Source organism: Methylobacterium sp. FF17 (genome assembly GCF_025813715.1).
Lineage (GTDB): Bacteria > Pseudomonadota > Alphaproteobacteria > Rhizobiales > Beijerinckiaceae > Methylobacterium > Methylobacterium flocculans.
In genome coordinates, this window is the sequence record NZ_CP107532.1 from 1930014 (window position 1) to 1946081 (window position 16068).

At 57.6% G+C, this 16068-nt stretch carries 18 protein-coding genes; 7 read left to right on the top strand and 11 right to left on the bottom strand.

Translation table 11 applies throughout. From position 1 onward, the window contains the following. The first annotated feature begins 209 nt into the window (after positions 1 to 209). The 4 genes from OF380_RS08890 (at position 210) to OF380_RS08905 (ending at position 2476) form a co-directional block, all read left to right on the top strand. Complete coding sequence (locus OF380_RS08890; RefSeq protein WP_264050405.1) at positions 210 to 677, top strand: MucR family transcriptional regulator; 468 nt, start codon at positions 210 to 212, stop codon at positions 675 to 677. 330 nt (positions 678 to 1007) lie between these two features. Then, a complete protein-coding gene (locus OF380_RS08895) occupies positions 1008 to 1262 on the top strand; it encodes a hypothetical protein (protein WP_264050406.1) in 255 nt (84 codons plus the stop codon). 161 nt (positions 1263 to 1423) lie between these two features. Continuing rightward, entirely contained in the window at positions 1424 to 1846 is a 423-nt protein-coding gene (locus OF380_RS08900; RefSeq protein ID WP_264050407.1) for a DUF1236 domain-containing protein, read from the top strand. 372 nt (positions 1847 to 2218) lie between these two features. Beyond that, on the top strand, positions 2219 to 2476 hold the full coding sequence (locus OF380_RS08905; RefSeq protein WP_264050408.1) for a hypothetical protein: 258 nt from the start codon (positions 2219 to 2221) through the stop codon (positions 2474 to 2476). Between the two features lie 803 nt (positions 2477 to 3279). On the opposite strand, the gene OF380_RS08915 is transcribed toward OF380_RS08905, so the two are convergent. The 4 genes from OF380_RS08915 to OF380_RS08935 all read right to left on the bottom strand — a co-directional run bounded on the left by OF380_RS08915 (position 3280) and on the right by OF380_RS08935 (position 5680). After that, entirely contained in the window at positions 3280 to 4734 is a 1455-nt protein-coding gene (locus OF380_RS08915) for an ATP-binding protein (protein WP_264050410.1), read from the bottom strand. Between the two features lie 199 nt (positions 4735 to 4933). Next, positions 4934 to 5143, bottom strand: coding sequence for a hypothetical protein (locus OF380_RS08925; RefSeq protein ID WP_264050411.1), 210 nt, complete (start codon positions 5141 to 5143; stop codon positions 4934 to 4936). 19 nt (positions 5144 to 5162) lie between these two features. Beyond that, positions 5163 to 5417, bottom strand: coding sequence for a hypothetical protein (locus OF380_RS08930; RefSeq protein ID WP_264050412.1), 255 nt, complete (start codon positions 5415 to 5417; stop codon positions 5163 to 5165). Then, positions 5408 to 5680 (bottom strand): DUF6894 family protein, encoded by a 273-nt coding sequence (locus tag OF380_RS08935; protein ID WP_264050413.1) that lies wholly within the window; start codon positions 5678 to 5680, stop codon positions 5408 to 5410. The genes OF380_RS08930 and OF380_RS08935 overlap by 10 nt, the downstream gene beginning before the upstream one ends. A gap of 122 nt (positions 5681 to 5802) precedes the next feature. Here OF380_RS08935 and OF380_RS08940 point away from each other — a divergent pair, with 122 nt between their 5' ends. The 3 genes from OF380_RS08940 to OF380_RS08950 are packed head-to-tail and all read left to right on the top strand — an operon-like array spanning position 5803 to position 7774. Then, positions 5803 to 6033: a hypothetical protein gene (locus tag OF380_RS08940; RefSeq protein WP_264050414.1), complete on the top strand. Its 231-nt coding sequence runs from the start codon at positions 5803 to 5805 to the stop codon at positions 6031 to 6033. Further along, complete coding sequence (locus OF380_RS08945) at positions 6030 to 6485, top strand: LexA family protein (RefSeq protein WP_404810564.1); 456 nt, start codon at positions 6030 to 6032, stop codon at positions 6483 to 6485. Before OF380_RS08940 ends, OF380_RS08945 begins: the two co-directional genes overlap by 4 nt. Continuing rightward, positions 6482 to 7774, top strand: coding sequence for a Y-family DNA polymerase (locus tag OF380_RS08950; RefSeq protein WP_264050415.1), 1293 nt, complete (start codon positions 6482 to 6484; stop codon positions 7772 to 7774). Before OF380_RS08945 ends, OF380_RS08950 begins: the two co-directional genes overlap by 4 nt. A gap of 357 nt (positions 7775 to 8131) precedes the next feature. Here OF380_RS08950 and OF380_RS08955 read toward each other — a convergent pair whose 3' ends face one another. From OF380_RS08955 to OF380_RS08985, 7 genes are all read right to left on the bottom strand, one after another. Then, complete coding sequence (locus tag OF380_RS08955; RefSeq protein ID WP_264050416.1) at positions 8132 to 10633, bottom strand: hypothetical protein; 2502 nt, start codon at positions 10631 to 10633, stop codon at positions 8132 to 8134. A gap of 399 nt (positions 10634 to 11032) precedes the next feature. Continuing rightward, positions 11033 to 11272: a DUF6894 family protein gene (locus OF380_RS08960; RefSeq protein ID WP_264050417.1), complete on the bottom strand. Its 240-nt coding sequence runs from the start codon at positions 11270 to 11272 to the stop codon at positions 11033 to 11035. A gap of 297 nt (positions 11273 to 11569) precedes the next feature. Further along, complete coding sequence (locus tag OF380_RS08965; RefSeq protein ID WP_264050418.1) at positions 11570 to 12283, bottom strand: Crp/Fnr family transcriptional regulator; 714 nt, start codon at positions 12281 to 12283, stop codon at positions 11570 to 11572. A gap of 890 nt (positions 12284 to 13173) precedes the next feature. Continuing rightward, positions 13174 to 13596 carry a DUF5681 domain-containing protein gene (locus OF380_RS08970; protein ID WP_264050419.1) on the bottom strand — a complete coding sequence of 141 codons (423 nt, stop codon included), beginning with the start codon at positions 13594 to 13596 and terminating at the stop codon, positions 13174 to 13176. Positions 13597 to 13719: 123 nt separating this feature from the next. Beyond that, positions 13720 to 14190: a hypothetical protein gene (locus OF380_RS08975; protein WP_264050420.1), complete on the bottom strand. Its 471-nt coding sequence runs from the start codon at positions 14188 to 14190 to the stop codon at positions 13720 to 13722. A 214-nt stretch (positions 14191 to 14404) separates the two neighbouring features. Beyond that, positions 14405 to 15769, bottom strand: coding sequence for a phage/plasmid primase, P4 family (locus tag OF380_RS08980; RefSeq protein WP_264050422.1), 1365 nt, complete (start codon positions 15767 to 15769; stop codon positions 14405 to 14407). A 4-nt stretch (positions 15770 to 15773) separates the two neighbouring features. Further along, a complete protein-coding gene (locus OF380_RS08985) occupies positions 15774 to 15989 on the bottom strand; it encodes a helix-turn-helix domain-containing protein (protein ID WP_264050423.1) in 216 nt (71 codons plus the stop codon). Positions 15990 to 16068 lie beyond the last annotated feature (79 nt).

A 16068-nucleotide genomic window follows, 5' to 3' on the forward strand; every position in this document is an offset into this window, starting at 1 on the left:
GGCGGTTGTGGATTGGCAGGGATATGCGGAAGTTGCGTGCAGCACCCGTGCTGCTTAGCCGTGGAACACCCATACATCCTGGTGCGGCCAACCTAACTGCTGAATGCACGTCAGATATGTTGGGCGGTGAACATTCCGCCTTTCGCTTGATTACTCTCTTTAGATGTCCGATGTGACTGGCGCGGGGGCGCCACAATGAAAAAGTTCACATGTCTGAAAGCACCGAAGCCCAAATCACTGATTTCGTCGAACTCACCGGCGACATTGTAGCTGCTTACGTGTCGAACAACCCTGTTCGCCCGGGCGATCTGCCCGAGCTTATCCGGACCGTTCACGCCGCTCTCAACGGCCTCGCCAACGGTACTGCAGGAGCCGCACCGGAAGCCGAGATCGAGAAACCGACTGCTGCGCAAATCCGCAAGTCCGTGACGCCGGACGGCATCGTCAGCTTCCTGGACGGCAAGACCTACAAGACCATGAAGCGTCACCTGACCGGTCACGGCCTTGATCCGTACAGCTACCGCCAGCGCTTCGGTCTGCCGGCTGACTACCCCATGGTCGCCCCCGCCTACGCCGCACAGCGCTCCGCGCTCGCAAAGTCGATCGGTCTCGGCCGGATCGCCGACCGCGGCGAGGACGAGCAGCCTCAGGCCAACGGCCGCCAGAAGGCCGCCTGAGGTCCGCGATCACCGTCGGCACGAAGCCCCGCAGCCCTCAACGGCGCGGGGCTTTGCCTACAGGATAACGGATAGAAGGGACCTAACAGGGTGTTGAAAAAGTCGAAAAACACCTCAGCAGATTGAGTTGACCTACTGCATGCTGGTGCCATCCGCCTGTTGCAGCACCAGATGTGGGGGCAAGCACCGTCCGTCTGGACTTTTTCAACACCCTGCTAAGGCGCCTTTGCAGATACCCTGGCATGGAAAACCATTAGGTACCTGTCCGATAAGCCCTATGCTGTGACGGCGCTACGAGGAGCAGTCCCTCCTCAGGAGCCGAGAACGGCCATGACATACACTCTCCACCAGCTCGCGGTCGGCAGCTACGACCTCGCCTATGACGGCATCATCATAGGCAGCGTGGTCCAGGACGTCGCGCCAGAAGGCGCATCACGCGGGTGGCGCGCAGTGCTGCTTGATGAATTGATGCCGGATCAGTGGCCAAGCCCGTTCAGAGGGATCGAGCCCCCCTTCCGGTCGCTTGAGGCCGCTATGGCGTGGCTTGATGGAGCAGCTATTGTCGAGGGCTTCGCCGGCCAGTGATAGAGCGCTCGGCAGAGACCTTCGAAGGCTCTGAACCCACGTTTACATCGATTGTAGCCCAACCCATATCACCGCAGGCAAGAGCACTTCGGCCACGTCGCCTTTCGTTTCTTGCGAACGGAGGATTGATCACGCATCCTGCAAAGCGAATTGGATTGCCAATGCCAAAGTTCATCAACGTCATCGCTGCTGCCTTTCTGACGTTGAGTTCAGGCGTTTGCGTCCAAGCTCAGGCTCAAGGCCTCGCCCGCGGAGCCCAGGATGGTGCAGAGCGCGGAGGGAATATCGCTGGCCCGTTGGGGGCTGCCGTTGGGAGCGCGATCGGTGGAGCCGTCGGCAGCGCCAATGAGATCCTTGGCGTCGACAGGCGTGAGCGCTTCCGCATCTACACCCTTGGAGAACGGCGGCCCTCGGTCGCCTTTTCAGGTCAAGTTAGGGTCGGGACTGTTCTCCCAAAGGAGGGGGTAATCTACTACGATGTGCCGCCGGAGTTCGCACTGAAGGGCTACAACTACACAATCGTCAACGATCATCCAGTGTTGGTCGAGCCGGGCACCCGTCGGATTGTGGAAGTCATCAATTGATCTCAGACGAACCTGCCGCACTCCCCTCAGGTCTTTTTGAGGTGTCCCGACTTGCCGCACTCTTGGCGGAACGCGTGCTTGACGCTCAAATTATGAACCGTCCGGTTCCTGAGGGAAATATCCGCGCTCTACTGGAAGCGGCTCTCCTCCTAAGGGACTACGATCAGGAGCCTCCCGCTCTGCTCGGCCAGATCATCCACGGGGCTACGACGCCCAAGGCTGCCGTGGCGGTCATGACCCAACAAGATGCTCGGGGTGGAAGCGGCAAGGGTGGGCGGATAGCGCAGTTACTTCGGCCCTTCCAGGCATCGAAAGGCTGAACGCAATTAAGATAGTCAGATTATGGCCACGGGTCAGGGTAGGATTTGGATCATGGCTGACCAGGCAAAGCCTTTCGATCTCGAGGCAGCAGAGAGTGCGGATCTCCAACCCGGCGGCACCTATCTCTTACCTCTATGCATGGTGAGGCCGGAGATCATGCTCGGCGAGGAGGTAGCCATCGTGCTCCTTAATACGAGCAATGGGGTGCAGATTGGCGTCCCACTGACGCATCAATCTGTAGAGCGCCTCCACGGATTGTTCTCAAAAATGCTGCACAAGACCAAAATAGACAGAAATACGACGTACTAAATCCTGCGATGATATTCAAGGAACAAAACTTGTACAAGATTAAGGCAAGCGACCATTCCGGCCGAGGATCAACCTTTGCATGCGGAACGGCAGATCAAGCGCTCGAAAAGCTATGGGAGCTAACAAGGCGCGGGTTCAAGGATATTTTGGTGATCGACCCCAAGGGGCTTGAGCGCAGCAGTGACGTATTTTTGCGCTCCATGGATCTTGATTAGGTCTTAACCAGCTTCTGCACCACCACCGACATACCCCAGCGAAAGACAAAGGAGCGTAGGCAGGCATCAGCCCAATGTCGTGTCGTGCTCAAAGCGGAAGGTGCGCTCACCGGCGTGGTAGCCGACAAGCGTATGCTTACATCTCACTCGTAGGCTTCTGGACAACGACAGCCGGCGCATATGCGCCCGCCATATGGCCGCATCTGAATCTCACCTATGGAGCAGCGAAGGGCTCGTAAGGCGATTCGGACTGGTTTCCGGGTGGCTTGGAACAACCACTCCCACCCTGCGCTCCTCGTGATATCCCATGGCGGGAAGACAAGAACCTTCACCCGCCCGGCTCCAGCCGCGGCGGGTTCTTCGATTTAGACTCGAAGCTTCTGCTCCTTAAGCGTCAGCTTCTCAGCGCCGAGCTTGGAGGGTGGATTGGAAGCTCGCGACGCGATGTGTCTGACATCAAATACCCCATAAACGAACCAATTACATAAACTGATATGGGAGGATAACGCTGCAAGTCATTGATTTTGCAAAATTTATACGGGTCCATGTGGATGACGAGGTTTCTACAACGGCGAACAAGTTACATAACTAAGTGACGTAGGCTGGCACATACCGTGCCGTGCGTTTGGCCTGATCTTCATCCAGGGGTCGAATTTTTTTAGCCTCAATCGCTTCACGGATGACAACGGAAACCTGAGGGTACTGTTTGTCTGCGAGGCGGAAACGCTCCCGCAAACTGCCATTACTCATAAAATTCCCGCTCTCAAAACGAAGCTGAGCGTGCTGATAGCAAGCACGAACCCTATCTTCCTTCGTCATAGCGGCAAACGAACGTTCAGCGAAAATCGTTACGACGGTTGATCCCTCAGCCTCCTGAAACAGGGGGGGCGGAAGCGCAGCACGTTCGATGGCTTCAACGGCACGATCTACGCCGCTGCCTCTCTCCTCGCACAGCCCCATCTGCCGCATGAATTTGGCGAGTTTCTCGTTTCGCGACTTGGCAGGTGCATCGATAAACCGATCAGGCGAAACCAGGGGCTTTCCGGGATTTGTAATCCTGATCTTATCGGGGAAAATTTCTACCCTTGGTCCACTTCCTACTGCGGTAAGGTCTTGGTGGATCAACGCGTTAGCAACAAATTCGCGAATAGATATTTCTGGTATAGTGTATTTCTTGCTCCTAATACCGTGAAGGATCTCCTCACGATGTGGCACTCTAATCATTATAAAGCTTAGTAATTTTGAGAACGTTACTCCGTATCCGCGCTCTCCAGTGACATCATCAACACCGTCCAATTTGCTAGTGCTAGAGTATTGGATTACGCGCGGAGCCTTTGTGGAAATAATTGGAAATTCGCTGAGCTTATTTGCAGCCAAAATGGCAAGTAGATTAGTCGCGTCATAGCCATTCTGACGGTCGTCTAAAATGAGCCCATCTGCCAGTAGCTTTTCTATGATCCCGGTATTCGTAACTGTTTTTACGCCAAGCATTTTTACAAGGTTGATGCAATCGAATCTTTCAAACAGCATTTCCTCAGTTAGATGCGCGGCGGCTATTCCTTGCTCAAACGAATATCTTGATGTTATTGCCCAGAGTGCGCGTTCACGTTCCGGGAAATCTTTCAGCGGCTGTTGGATTGAGTCGACGCGAACAAAAGCATGCCCTTTAAAGCGGACTGGACTAACATAGCAAGGATCGATAGCGATGATCTCTATGTGCTTATTGTCAACCTCAAATGACACGAAGCAAAAATTAACGCTTGGGACAAGTAGCCGGCTGAGCCAATGTTCAAAAAGTTGGCCACCAACGGTCTCTTCCTTCAGTCTAACCGTTGTGCCAATAATATCATGCGTGTCATTGTCTATACCATACACTAAGTATGCTGCATCGCTTCCTGACAGCATGGCGGCATTAGCAAGGCCGGACATATATTGCCCGACCTCGTCGTGATCCAAGCGGTTCGATTTGAACTCCAGCCACTCTGTTTCGCGCGGCTCGGCGCGCAGTCTTGTTAGAAGTTGCTGCGGATCTACGATTTCCATGAAGTTCCGCTCCAACTATAAGACTACTGTGAGCGTTAAGGAGGCATGCGATATGCGAGCCGCTTTCCGCTGATCACTTTTAGCGCCCGCTCAGCTCGTTCCGCGTCGCCGCAACCCAGCTTCACACAATTGTTGTACCAGAAGCTGAACTAGGCAAGGTAGCGGTGCAGGTGCAGCTTGCCGCGTCGCTTGACCGCCGTCATGGCTCACCGAGCTTCATCTCTCGCGGCGGCTCAACGCGGCGTTTAATTTCAGCCAGCATCTTCTCAGGCGACGAGGGTATAGCTGCCCCCTCTATCTGAATCGCCACGTCGACCAGAATCCTCTCAAATACGCGCTCGGAGATGCCGCGTCGTTTTGCGGCGGCTTCTAGTCGCGTCAGCTCAGCAGCTTGCTCCTTGAACGTCATGCTGGCCTCGCTCAACGGATCACGCGCCCTGGAGGCTCTCGGCGAAGTCCTCCGGGATCTCGCCGAACTGCCCAAGGATCGTCGCGGCCTCCAACTCCCCGGTCTCGTCGTCCGCTACGATCTTGAGCGCGGCCGTGCCCGGCATCCGGCCGGCCATCGCCTCGGCCTTCTTCAGCGCTCCGCTCTCGGTTGGGGCCACCTCGCGGTCACCTGGGACCAACCGCTTCCGCTTGATCACGAAGGTCTGGACCACGAACGTCGTCTTCATCGCCACGATGCGTCTCCTCCGCCCTGCGCCACCCGGCGATCGTATCGGACGTCGGTGAACGCCTTCGTCATCACCGACCGCCCGTCCGCGTCGTAGACCTCGACATGCCAAGCCGACCAATCGAGCCGCGTCCCGTGGAGCATAAGGTCGAGCGCGACCCGTTCAGCATGGAGGCGCACCAGCGCCAGCGTTGGCACCCGCCGGCCGCGCAGATCGGCGACGAGATCGTGCCCGTCCGTGCAGTGGAAGCGGTAAAGCCGCGTCGGCATTGGCCTTTGACCCCGCACTCCACAGGCGTCCACCGCCGCGTTTCCAGGCGTGGCCGTTTCGATTGAACCACGCGCGCCGATGCGGTTTGTTCCCGTTGTGTTCTAGCGGGAGATAGATCGAAATGCAGGCCCAGCCCGTCGAACCGTCTGTGGACATCCGCCTGAGCGAGGCCGAGGCGATCGCGCTCGCCTATCACCGGGCCGCGCGGGGCGACGCCTGGGCCGCACTCGTCCGGGCGGTCGAGGATGCGCTGGCGGACCTCATGGAAGCCGAGCGCCGCACGCTGCAGCGGGACCGGCTGATCTCGCGGGGCTACATCCGTGGAGTGCCGCCGGCCGGAGAGCGTCGGTGAGGCTGCTGCAGGTCGCGGAGCTTCCGTCTCACGGCGCCGGCACTGTCCGCATCCCGATCCAGGGGGCGGCTCTCTGCGCCGGCTTTCCCTCACCGGCCGACGACTTCCTGGAAGGCGCACTGGAGCTGCCGCGCTGGCTCGCGCCGAACCCGCCTGCGACCTTCGCCTGGAACATCTCGGGCGACAGCATGCGCGGCGCCGGCATTTTCGACCGGGATCTCGCCGTGGCCGATCGCAGCCTGAAGCCCGGCAACGGCAGCGTCGTCGTGGCGATCGTCGACGGCACGATGAGCGTGAAGCGCCTCGTCCTCGAGGACAACGTCGCACGCCTCGCTTTCGACAATCCCGATCTGCCGGCCTTCGCGGTCGAGGACCTTGCGGAGGGTGAGATCTGGGGCGTGATCCGTTTCTCCATCCGCTGGCATGTGGCGCGCGCCGGGCTGGTTCGATGAGCCGGGCCATCGCGCTCATCGACGGCAACAGCTTCTACTGCTCCTGCGAGCGGGTGTTCGATCCGAAGCTCGCCCGCGTGCCCGTGATCGTGCTGTCCAACAACGACGGCTGCGCCATCGCCCGCACCGCCGAGGCCAAGGCGCTCGGGATCAAGATGGGCGATCCCTTCTTCAAGATCCGCGAGCAGTGCCGGCGCGACGGCGTGCGGGTGTTCTCCTCGAACTACACGCTGTACGGCGACATGAGCGCCCGCACGAACGCGGTCTACCGGGACTTCTCGCCGGCGGTGGAGATCTACTCCATCGATGAGAGCTTTCTGGACCTCTCGGACGTGCGCGACCGGGACCGGGTAACGCTGGCGCGGGATCTGCGCGCCACGGTGCGGGCCTGGACCGGCATTCCGACCTGCGTCGGCATCGGCCCAACGAAGACGCTGGCCAAGCTCGCCAACCACATCGCCAAGACGATCCCGGACTGCGACGGGGTGTGCGACCTGACCGACCCGGTGGCCTACGACCACTGGCTCTGCCGGATCTCGGTGGCCGAGGTCTGGGGCATCGGCCGGGCCTCGCTCGCCAAGCTGATGGGGCTCGGCGTCGACACGGTGGCGGATCTGCGCGACCTCGATCCTCGGCCTGTCCGAAAAGCCATGACGGTGGTGGGCGAGCGCATCATCTACGAACTGCGCGGGCTGGCCTGCCTGCCGCTCGCGCTGATGCCGGCCCAGCGCAAGGGCTGCGCGGTCACACGCTCGTTCTCCCGGCGAATCACCGAGCGAGAGACCCTGGAGCAGGCGGTGGCCGCCCATGCGACGCGGCTCGGCGAGAAGCTGCGGCGCGGCGGCCTCGGCGCCACGCACGTCTCGGTTTTCTATCACACGAGCGAGCATGACCGGGGCGACCCGATGCGCTCGGTCTCCACAACCGTGACCCTGCCGGAGGCCACGAACGACACACTGGCGCTGATCAAGGCGGCGCAGGCGGGTGTGGCACGCACTTGGCGCGAGGCGCCCGCCGGCAAGCCCTGGCGCTACAGCAAGGCTGGCGTGGTCACGACGGACCTGATGGCGCTCGACATGGCACCGCGGGCGCTGATCGGGCAGCTCGACCGAGAACGCAGTGCGCCGCTCATGGCGGCCATGGACGCCTGCAACGCGCGCTTCGGCCGGGGTGCTGTCGTGCCCGCCCGAGCCGGGCTCACCAAGAAGCGCACGTGGTCCACGAAGTTCGAGATGCGCAGCCCGCGCTACACCACGCAGGTGACAGAGCTCCCGACGGCGCATGCATGATACGAGCTTGACGGAGCAGAAGGACTGCCGCGGGAGCGACAGCTGTCGGGCCGCTTCGGGTGGGGAGCGGGCCCTGACACTTCGCCCTGAAGCGGACGCTCAGCCTACGACCCAACTCAGCCGCCAAGGACGCAACTGGCGCTTCTACAAAGCGTCCCATCGCAACACGGTAGTCCTCCGAAGCACCGGGGACGGCATTGACCCGAACCCCGCGTTGGAAGTCGACCGGCGAAGCTTGCGCGGAACGTGATGCTAAGAGCGTTTCGCTATTGGAGACCCCGCCCAACCTCATCTTACCCGCCTCTCGTGTCCCAAGATTTCGCACGATCGCTTACCATCGTGAGTTGCCGCGGCACGCTAAGTTTTCAGAAAGCCAAGATCATAAACCATCGGTGCTAGTTTCAACGTCAGCGCTTCATAGGTTGCGTTAAAGACAGCAAATTCGGTTTCGATTTTATCTTTCTGTTCCTCGCGTCGACTAAGGGCAGATCGAATCTGGTACCATCCCACATCAGGACGGTTGAGTTTAAGACTCTGGCGAACGCTATACACATCGGTGATGGAGAAATACCTCTGCCAGAGGACTTTACCCGCCCGTAGGACAGCGGAAGCCTCGGCCGAAAAATCCTTTTCCTGTAGATATTGAACCATAAAATCAGATTCAAATCGGTCGGGCGCATTAACTTCAGCTTCCGTGAATGGAATAAAGTGATTAATCAGACTCCACTGTCTACCATTCCATTCCAGGCCGTTCGCGCCAGCCGTTAGATTTTGTGTGCTAAACAACATCCAGACTAGGCAGTCAGTCCTGAACTCCTCGGTAAGAGGCTCATCAGGCTGCAAAAATTGATCCCGATCGTTGAGCCATGACGGCTTAACTAGACGCCGCACCGCAAACACAACTGCCGATTTCCAGAGATTTTCTTTTGTAACGAAAAAACCTCCTGCGCTGCAGTATCCTGATGATAGCAACGCAGTCAGATTTGCGTGTTGAACATCACCGCCAGGTGCAATCATTCCGCCGATTGCTCCGTCTGCCCATTTAGTGCCGCGCACGTCTTTGACGCTAGTTGTTGGTACGAGCGCGCCTTTCAAAGGCAGGGCGTCATCTTTATTAGATCTCGCTCTTTTAATCCAATTGCTCAAAAACCGATCGTTCGGCAAATTATAAAATTGCTTTTCACCAATTTCCTCCCCCTTTTTATTCAAAACTTCTGCGACTATATTGGTGATCGGCGTCTTCTTTTTTGTGGAATTATGAGTTTCCCAAATAAGAAAGCCAATGGGGAAATTTCCTTTGAGACCGTCGAATGCTTTGCTATGCACCAAGAAGCCACCCAGATAATATGCATTCCAAAACGCCCTGAATGGCTCAAAATTTGGGGCATTTACATACTTTAAAGTACTAAACATAGCCAAGGTAGCGTTTGGCATCTCTTTCGCAATTCGCAACAAGAATTGCACAAATAGTTCGCGCGAAGCGTAGCCAAAGTCGCTCGTTGTTCTAGCGATCTGAGTTTTTGAAACGCTTTTTTTAATATCGGAATTGACTCCCCGAGAGCTCGTGATGTTATCTATGTTTGCAGCTTCTGCATATGGCGGGTTAATGAGTATGAGAATCTTTCGACCTTCGGCGATTGCCTGCCGGAGAGCAGGCGGTATTTTATTGGTCAGTCCATAGTCAATTCTGCCATCTGCCATAACGTCATCATTGAGATAATCATACTGGAACCGCGTAGCAGAAACGCAGGTTCTAGTAGCTTTCATAACATCGACGTCAGCTTGGTCTAATGTACTCATAAAAACGTTTCGGGGGTTGGAATGCTTTGTTTCCAAATTTCCAACGCCGCAGCACATGTCCCAAATTAAATAGTCTTTCTGCCAGTGCTTCCCGAGCACCTCGGTTAATTTGTTGTATGCTTTGTCAACCACGTGAAGTGGCGTATAGAAAGCCCCCTTGAAGCTGCGCTCGTCCAGCGGGATTAGGGAGTCGCGACGCTCTAATAAATAGTCGCGATATTCCTCATCTGGGGGCCGGTGATAGATAGACCAGAACTGACGATAACCCTCGCGGTTACCTAGCTTATAAAGTTTACCGTCCAGGGAAAATACAGGCGCTTCTCCTTGATGAAGGAGTTCGGCAGGCAGGTTCTCATGAGTCGCCCTGGTTCCGTCATGCATGATATCGGCGAAGAAGAGAAGGGCATATTTATCTGCGGGTGCACCACCGATTTCCCGGCCGATCATCTCGACCCACTTATCGAAAACCTGCTTTAGATTATCGGGCGTGATCGAAATACGGATAATGTCGCCCTTCGTCAGAGCAGCTTTTACCGTGCTGATGAATTCTTCTTCGTGCGTCGATATTCTGAACGAGATCATCCTTGTTCCGATGAACGCGGATACCTGGTCTAGCGCCTCCTTCGGAAATTTAGTGGCCGACTTCCCCCATTTGATCGTCTTCTTTTTCAAGAATGGAATAACATCAGCGGTCTTCATCAGGGCCGCTTTCTCAGTATCCATTACCGCTAGAAACGGAGGTAATTCGTCACCTTTATTCAAACCATCCTGCACGTAATGCAGTAATTGGGTGAACATTTTATAACTCGAGTCCTTACCATGATGCTTGGCCTCGAACCACATTTCTTTCGTACGAATATCGATAAGACCTTTAGTATATTTTTTCAGTCCTAAGGCCTGGATATAAACATCCTTGACGTCTTCCTCACTGCGGACGTCTTGCAGTTTTTTATACAGAGACACCATGTTTCCACTGACCCATACCCGACACGCGATAAACATCGCCGTTCGCAGGTGCCGTGGCAAGCGCTGTGGTGGCGTCGAGAATGCCCCCTCCATGAGGTCTCCGTAGTCGAGGGTGAGGGAGACAAGGCCCTATGGATATGTGGCGATGCGGCGTGGGCTCTAGTCCTACACCTCAGTGCACTACTAACTGAGTAGCTTTCATCCGCTTTGATGCTTTGGTGTCCCAAAGCGGAACGGCAGAAATCTATTTAATACGGTAGTAGGTCACTCCTTACAGAGCAGCCTGCAAGCGGACGTTCCCAGCTTCTACAAAGGATCGATGGCAACCTGAACGATGTGTCCGGTACCCGCCAGAAAGGGCTGGGGCCTTGTCCTTGGCGTCGTCGTCTTCCAGGGCCGAAATAGGCGTCTTCAGAACCTCACCTCCGCAGGCATTGCGCATCACGCCCCGGTAGCACGGAGCCACATCCAGCTCAGCAGATGGGGGTCCGTTCACCGGATCAACCACGTTCCTGTGTAGGTCACAGCGGCCGAGTAGATGGGACGCCCGTCCTCGTCCGTCACCAGCACTGAGAAGGCTTGATGTCCGCCGTTCTTGAGCACCTCGTGCGCTGCGATCCCGGACAGGATCTTCTTTGCATGACGAGCCGCCTCCGCAGGGCCAGGAAGGTCCGTGCCCTCTTCGTCGCGAAGCGTCTGGCCATCATGGATATCAAAGAAGTAGCGAGGCACAAGGCTCTCCGCGCAGAGGGGCGGGAGCACACAAGGTCTCACAGGCGCAGAAGGCCGAGTGAAGGGCCGCAATAAGCTACGTTATGGGCGCTGTACCCACTAAATACCTAACAAACGGGTGTGGTTTCTTGTCTCTGCACACGGCCAAAGCCGGCTTCCAGGTGCCACCTGCCAGCCTCGTACTCGTGCTCCTTACAGAGCTGCACGAGGACCGCCTTTAGGAGGCCATCTGCGAAAGCGAGTCGGCTTACGGTGTCGTACCAACGGTGGCCACCTGCACAGGCTGAAGGTGAAACCTCATCCCACGGCTTGCTTTTTCAAGTGGAGGTAGGATGGGTCGAATTCGGAGGACCGGCGCAGCTCCTCCCAGTCATGGATAACAAGCGTGCTGGCTTGCAGAGTGATCAGCCCCTTGCCCCGCATCTCCTGCAGCACACGGTTCACGTGCACGTTCGTAAGACCGAGCGCATCCGCGAGTTGCCCTTGTGTGAGCGGCAAGGCGTAGCGGTGGTCGCTGGCAAGGCCGACCGCTTCGAGCTTGATGTACATCTCGCAGAACAGATGTCCGATCCGGCCATAGGCCGACTTACGTCCCATGCCGCTCATCCACTCGCGGAAGATCGCTGCGTCGATCAGAGTGTCCCGCCAGAGCAGCTCCGCGAGGTGCGGGAAGCGTAGAGTCAGATCTCGCACGCTGTTGTGCGGCAGGAAGGCCAGCGTGGCCTGGGTCATAGTACCAAGGCTATGATCCATGGTGTGCAGATGCAGGCTCTGCAGGTCGGGGGTGTCTCCTGGGACGTGGAACGATAGGATTTGGCGACGCCCCTCATCCAGGAGCTTGTAACGAGAGGCCCAGCCCTCCACGACGAGACAGCACTGGGAGGGCTTGTCGCCGTCGCGAACGATATCCTGCCCTGCGCCGAGAGTTCGGACCCTGACTGGTAGGCTCAGGATGGCGTCACGCTCTTCATCGGACAGGGTAGCGATGCTCTCCAGCTTGCGCAGGAGCATGGTCATAGCATGGGAGTGAGAAGTTGTGGCCATGTTGCTTCGCCTTACGTTGTGGGCGGAAGCACTTGTCTCTCCCGGCTACCAGCACCTGTTTTTGAGCAGCTTGCAATACGGACAAGCTTAAATATAAGTGAATAAAAATCACTATTAATTGATAAAGCGTCGAGCTTGTTGCCTGCCCAGTGCGGTACCGTACGTCTCAGACGTTCACTGCCGGGGGCTTGAAGATGCCGGTGGGCAACCTGCAGAGTCCAGGGTATCCATTATGCGGCTGATTGCAGAAGAGCAGGAAACCACCCACTCCGGTCGTCCACTGTGCCCCTAGCAGGGTGTTGAAAAAGTCCAGACGGACGGTGCTTGCCCCCACATCTGGTGCTGCAACAGGCGGATGGCACCAGCATGCAGTAGGTCAACTCAATCTACTGAGGTGTTTTTCGACTTTTTCAACACCCTGCTAGGTGAACCAAACGCGGACCTTCGCAAGGCCTGCTGAGGGTCGCGAGCGGAATGTTTGGCCCGCGACTTGAAGCCAAGTGCATGTTCTTGGGTTAGGGGGACCTCAGACGGCCCGGCGGTGAGCTTCTGCAGACCAGTCTGCTCGATCGATTAGGCTGGTGTCACTTGGCCTTGCGCTCGTGGGCCCCAGAAGTGCGACGCATGAGGAGCTGTCGAGTCCTCCTCAATGACGACGGCGAGGGCTGCGTCACCGGCATCTCCTGTCTGCCGAAGCGTCTCTGCCGCCTTGGCAAGGCTGCCGTGCTGTGAGACTAACTCACGGTAGCCGTCGCGAATAAACGCGTCGAGCTGAGCATCTGTAGCCAGCTCGACGTCACCGCGGAGGGTATGGCCTGCCTCCAAGCGACGAAGGCGGCGCTGGGTGGTGACGTTCCTCATCGCAGCCCGCGCTCCTCAAGCCTCAGCAAGCGCTGGTGAAGGTCCGCGGCCTCAACGGCGCGGACGTGAGCATCAATAGCCCTGCCGAGGTCGGACGCCTCGGACGGCGTGATGTCTCCCGCGGCAACAGCCTGCAAGAGGGCGCTGGTAGCGCGTGGAAGGTCAGAGGCCGTCTCTATGTCGGGCAATTCGAGGATGACGGGCCGATCCTTCCGAGGGGGGGCTAAGCGGTCCAGGCACATGCGCAGGGCTTGCGTGTCGCCCTCGAGGGCAAGCTCGATCACTTTGCGAGTGATTGCCTCTGCCTCGCCCTCCAAGATGGCCTCCAGAGCCAACGTAGCGCGGCTGCGTGCCCCCTTCGGGCGCCCGGCTGGGTTGCCGCTCTGTCCAGGCTGAAAACCGGGCTTCCTGCTGGTCATGGCTCAGTCTGACGATCCTACTACGAAAGCGACGTACTGTTTTGAACAGCGTTTAAATAGTGCGCGTTCTCTGAGAAAAATTCAACCCAGCTTGAGACCGGCTTCTGTCACCTCAGAGCGACATCAGATGACCTCGTCATCTTCCGAGACGCTGTTCGGCGGCTGCGTACGCTGCCGGCAGTCCTCAAGAAATTTCTGAATGCTGTCGAACGAGCCAGTTGGGCCTATGCACCGCCCACTTGGTTCCTGGACCACATACAGATCACCTGGGTTGGGCTGCAGCTCTCCCGCCGCGGTGATAGGAACTGGAGTCAGCCCACCTCCACGATGGCGGAAGGCGATGATCGTTTCCGAAGTGACACTCCGCCCATCAGGCACGGAAGAGCCGAGCGGCAAGATTGGCCTATTCAGCACGAATCCCTTTGGTGCTTCGGTGATCGTACCGCACAGCTTACCGAACGACCTGATGCCAACGTCAATCGTTTTCTCTGATCCGTCGGACATCGTTGCGGTACATGATTCCTCGCCCGCATTCTCTCTGATGAAACGAACATGGCTGGTGTTGAGGATGCCATTTGGCGTGCTGATAAACATAAATGCTCCTTGAGCAGGCGAGGTGCAAAGTAGGGAGAGCCGGCAGAGAAGGCAGGCAGCCTGTTTCTGCCGGCAGCCTTCAGCGATAATCGAGCTCAGCAGACTGGCTTCAAAGGTGACGGGTGACGCTTGGTGACGTCACAATCCCATTTCACTGTGTATGCGCGCGCGTACGTGTATAAAGACTGTAATAGAGATTTGGTGTCACAAAGCGTCACCCGTCACCTGTTGGGTCGCGCTGGTACTTGAGCCTCACCCCTTTGAAGCCGCGTGCTGAGCTTGAGCGATGGGGCAGCAAACCGTGTCGTCGCATTGCTGGCCCGAAAGACTTGAGCGTTCCAGGCACGTCCCCGGCAGTGCGGGCGTACGAGGTCCAAGCCGCGAAAAGGTCCGTTGTTCGGTCCCACATATTCGGGTCGTCCGGCCGTACGTCACACTCCTCATTCAGCCACTGGCCCATGAGATCCTGCTCGGCGAAGTACGTCTCCGTCGCGGCGATGACGCTCTTTGGGCGCACCAAGCCGTTTATTTGCCAGTCGAGACAGCCCTCGATCATCCATCGGAGAATCGCCGGCCACTCGTTCCTGAGTTTCTCCTCAAGACCCTTATCCGGTGCTTTGGGCTTGTGGACGAAGGGCACCATGCTGAATCGGCGTCGGGCTGCATCATCGACGTTGCGCAGCATCGGTTGGTGATTGCCGACGATCGTGAGTTTGAAGTTCGGGACAAACGTAAAAAAATCTTGCCGCATAAAGCGAGCTGTGACCGGGTCGCCGCCAGTAAGCTGCTTGATTCGTGCCTCGGCCCAGGCACGATCCTCTTCAGTCTCGGAGGCCGTGACAAGGCGGGCGCCACGAAGCATCGCCATATCGGTGGGGTGCTTGTCTCCCTTCGAAGCGGTGAACGTATCCATCGCTGCGACCTTGGCGTACTCAGCCAAGATGCCCATCAGCACGTTGATGAACACGCTCTTGCCGTTGCCTCCGGGTCCGTAGACGAACACCAAGGCATGCTCACGAGTGGAGCCGGTCAACGAGTAACCACACCACTGCTGCAGGAAACGGATCAGGCCAACGTCTGATCGTGTGGCTTGATCGAGGAACGCAAGCCAACATGGACAACTCGTGGTCCGTGATGGAGCGACGGCCGTCAGCTTGGTGATTCGATCACTCGGATCGGCAGGCCGAAGCAGGCCGCTTCGCAGATCGACTGTGCCTCCCGGAGTCCCCAGCAACCAAGGATCACAATCCCAAACATCTGCTGTGACAGCGAAGGCCGTGTCTGACTGGCAAAACCGTTCAACACCGGCAGCGAATGAGGTCTTGCCGGCAGTTACACGTACTCCAGGTTTTTGCGTCTCGCCTAGCTCCCGGCATATCTGGCGAGCCCACTGAAATGCCAATCCCACGCAGTTTGGTACCCAAGCGCTGCCTGTCCATACGTGCCAACTGCCCGTGCTGTGACAATAGAGGAGCTTGCCGTCATGCCGCTCGGCAAAAATGCGAGCGGCATGGTCTTCTGTCACTAGATCGTCTGTGTAGAGGCCCGGGAAAGAGTGGTGCGGCTTGATCTCGGCCATGACGTTACAAGGCCACGGTGGTGCGCTGAGGCAGGCTCGCCAACCAAGCCGCGAGATCATCTCTGAGGATCAGGGTGCGGCGGCCTGCCTTGCGAGCCTTCAGGCGGCCGGCGTTAATTTCCTCAAAAACTGTTGAGCGGCCAATGCCGGCTACCTGGGCTGCCTGTACAATACCGAAGGCCAGGGGGGTCTCATCGGGTGAGTGCGTCGCTTGGATCATTGCGCTTCTCCGCTATCCCGAGCGGACTGGCTCGGATGCAGACAAACGTGACGAACCGTAAGCGGTTAGGCGGCCTGAA

Bases quoted from the DNA above. Each gene is read 5' to 3' on its own strand.
- OF380_RS08890 (WP_264050405.1), top strand. From the start codon at position 210: ATGTCTGAAAGCACCGAAGCCCAAATCACTGATTTCGTCGAACTCACC.
- OF380_RS08895 (WP_264050406.1), top strand. From the start codon at position 1,008: ATGACATACACTCTCCACCAGCTCGCGGTCGGCAGCTACGACCTCGCC.
- OF380_RS08900 (WP_264050407.1), top strand. From the start codon at position 1,424: ATGCCAAAGTTCATCAACGTCATCGCTGCTGCCTTTCTGACGTTGAGT.
- OF380_RS08905 (WP_264050408.1), top strand. From the start codon at position 2,219: ATGGCTGACCAGGCAAAGCCTTTCGATCTCGAGGCAGCAGAGAGTGCG.
- OF380_RS08915 (WP_264050410.1), bottom strand. From the start codon at position 4,734: ATGGAAATCGTAGATCCGCAGCAACTTCTAACAAGACTGCGCGCCGAG.
- OF380_RS08925 (WP_264050411.1), bottom strand. From the start codon at position 5,143: ATGACGTTCAAGGAGCAAGCTGCTGAGCTGACGCGACTAGAAGCCGCC.
- OF380_RS08935 (WP_264050413.1), bottom strand. From the start codon at position 5,680: ATGCCGACGCGGCTTTACCGCTTCCACTGCACGGACGGGCACGATCTC.
- OF380_RS08940 (WP_264050414.1), top strand. From the start codon at position 5,803: ATGCAGGCCCAGCCCGTCGAACCGTCTGTGGACATCCGCCTGAGCGAG.
- OF380_RS08950 (WP_264050415.1), top strand. From the start codon at position 6,482: ATGAGCCGGGCCATCGCGCTCATCGACGGCAACAGCTTCTACTGCTCC.
- OF380_RS08955 (WP_264050416.1), bottom strand. From the start codon at position 10,633: ATGGAGGGGGCATTCTCGACGCCACCACAGCGCTTGCCACGGCACCTG.
- OF380_RS08965 (WP_264050418.1), bottom strand. From the start codon at position 12,283: ATGCTCCTGCGCAAGCTGGAGAGCATCGCTACCCTGTCCGATGAAGAG.
- OF380_RS08970 (WP_264050419.1), bottom strand. From the start codon at position 13,596: ATGACCAGCAGGAAGCCCGGTTTTCAGCCTGGACAGAGCGGCAACCCA.
- OF380_RS08975 (WP_264050420.1), bottom strand. From the start codon at position 14,190: ATGTTTATCAGCACGCCAAATGGCATCCTCAACACCAGCCATGTTCGT.
- OF380_RS08980 (WP_264050422.1), bottom strand. From the start codon at position 15,769: ATGGCCGAGATCAAGCCGCACCACTCTTTCCCGGGCCTCTACACAGAC.
- OF380_RS08985 (WP_264050423.1), bottom strand. From the start codon at position 15,989: ATGATCCAAGCGACGCACTCACCCGATGAGACCCCCCTGGCCTTCGGT.